Below are 2072 nucleotides of genomic sequence, written 5' to 3'. Positions count from 1 at the left end.
CCGGCCGATGGGCGACCCCCACCGGCAGATGGGCGACCCTCCCGGCGGCCGACCGCGGGCCCTGGTGCACGCCACCCGCGGTCACGAACGCCGCGTCCACGACGTTGCCCACGAAGAGCAGCACGGCGCTCGACCGGGTGGCGCGCTGCCCCACCAACTGCTCGGCGCGGGCCAACGCCCGTGCGTGGCTGTCGAGATGGACCGGCAGACCGGTCGCGTCGGCGAGCACGCTCCGTACCGCCACGTCGCGCCAGCCGAGTTGGGGGTGCCGTACGACGACACCGGCCGAGGGATCCACCCAGTGCCCGGTGGCGGCGCCCAGGGCGAGCACGGTCCGGCCCTGTGCGTGCGCCGTCACGAGACGCGGCAGCCGGTCCGCCAGCCCCTCGAGGACCGGGCCCGGAGCGGTGTCCTCATGGGGGCGCCGCTCCTCCGCGACGATCCGGCCGCGCAGGTCCACCAGCGACAGCGTCGTGTGCGTGACGGCGATGTGGGCACCGGCGACGAGGTAGCGGTCCCCGTCGACCTCCACCGGCACGTGGGGGCGGCCCAGGCCGCGGGGGCCGGTCGTCTCCCGGCTCTCACGGAGCAGGCCACGGCCCATCAGGACTCCGCAGTGCCCGCTCACCGCCGCCGGTGACAGTCCGGTCAGCCGGGCGACGGTGCTGCGCGCCACCGGGCCGTGGTCGAGGACGGCGCCCAGCACCGCGCCGGCTCCGGAGGCGCGGCGCGCCCCCGGGAGGGCCGCCGGGATGTCCGAGCGCCGCAGGTGCGCGCCACGCCGTGGGGTGGTCGCCGACGAGATCTCCACGAGATGCCTTCCCGATCCTGGACGAGTGCGGGGACGGTGGGGGGACGAGGCGGCGCGGCGCGCTCGGTGCGGGAGACCCGACGGGCCGGCCCGGGCCAGGCCCGGACACACCGGGGAGCCCGCGTACGGACGCGGTGGAACGCCCCGAGGAGACCGAGGAGACCGGAGAGACCGGGAGATCAGGAGACCGGGACCGCGTCCGCGCCGCTCTTCAGGACCGACGACACGCGGCGGAGCACACACGCTTCAGGTCGAGGTGACCTCGAGTCGTCAGAAGCGCGGAACGGCACATGGTCGGCAACATAATCGGGGCCGCGCGAGCCGGTCAACAACCGGCCGCTCCGTGGACACCGGCGCCCGGTGTCCGGCGCACGCGAGGTCGTCCGCCGCCCCGCGCGGTTCAGACGAGCCGGAAGAGGTCGGCGGCGGCGTGCACGTCGGCGAGGTCCTCGACGGTGCGGAGGTTGTCGCACAGGGCCTCCAGGACCGAGCCGGGCCCGGTGTCCGCCGTGCCGCCGACGGCCACGCCGAAGAGCCGGAAGCCCAGCCGGCGCTTGGCCGCCCGCCACGCGCGCGTCCACTCCTCGGTGACCTCGCAGGCGTCGTCGGTGATGAGGACGATGTCCCCGCGTTGCCGCCCGGCGGCGTCGAACTCCTCCGCCAGCAGGTCCGCCGCCGCCGACAGCGGCCGCCGGAAGTCGGTGCCGCCGCCGAGGAAGGTCTCGGCGAAGCCGACCACCTCGGCGGTCGCGGGCGGGCGGCCGGCCGGGAAGCGGAACACGCGGAGCTGGTCGGCGGTGGAGAACAGGATGCCGACGAAGTCCCGCCCCGCCGACGAGGCCTGGTCCAGCAGCGCCAGGGCGCACGCCTTGGACCACGCCTCCCGGGTGACGCCGCCGGGCCCCTCGGCGTACATGGAGTGCGAGGTGTCGACGCACGCGATGACGGCGCCCTTGCCGGTGCTCCGCTCGCCCCGGCTGTCGTGGAGCATCAGTTCCCCGGCGGCGTACCGGGCGGCGAAGACCGCGCGGAGTCCGGGCACGCCGAGGTGGGCCAGTTCGGAGGGCAGAACGCGCGAGAGGTCGTCGCCGACGGTGACGCCGACCAGCTCGCCGGTGGTGTTCTCCACCTTGCGGGCACGTTCACCGCCGGCCATCTGCCGGAAGCGGCCGATCAGTTCGGCCCACCGCGCGAGGCGGCCGCCGCGCAGCCGCGCGGCGAGCCGGTCGCGTTCCTCGAACGGCATCCGCTCCAGCTCACC

Annotated in this window: 2 protein-coding genes; both read right to left on the bottom strand. The window is 75.8% G+C overall.

The annotated features are described in order from the left end of the window. Positions 1-811: ROK family protein (locus HW445_RS28515; RefSeq protein WP_308800071.1), on the bottom strand; the 811-nt coding region annotated here is incomplete at its 3' end. 400 nt (positions 812-1211) lie between these two features. Next, on the bottom strand, positions 1212-2072 hold an 861-nt coding region (locus HW445_RS28510; protein WP_374939713.1), incomplete at its 5' end, for a VWA domain-containing protein.

Origin of the sequence: Streptomyces sp. UH6 (assembly GCF_013421635.1) — a bacterium.
Taxonomy (GTDB): Bacteria; Actinomycetota; Actinomycetes; order Streptomycetales; family Streptomycetaceae; genus Streptomyces; species Streptomyces abyssomicinicus.
This window is presented reverse-complemented; position numbering and strand designations above follow the sequence as displayed.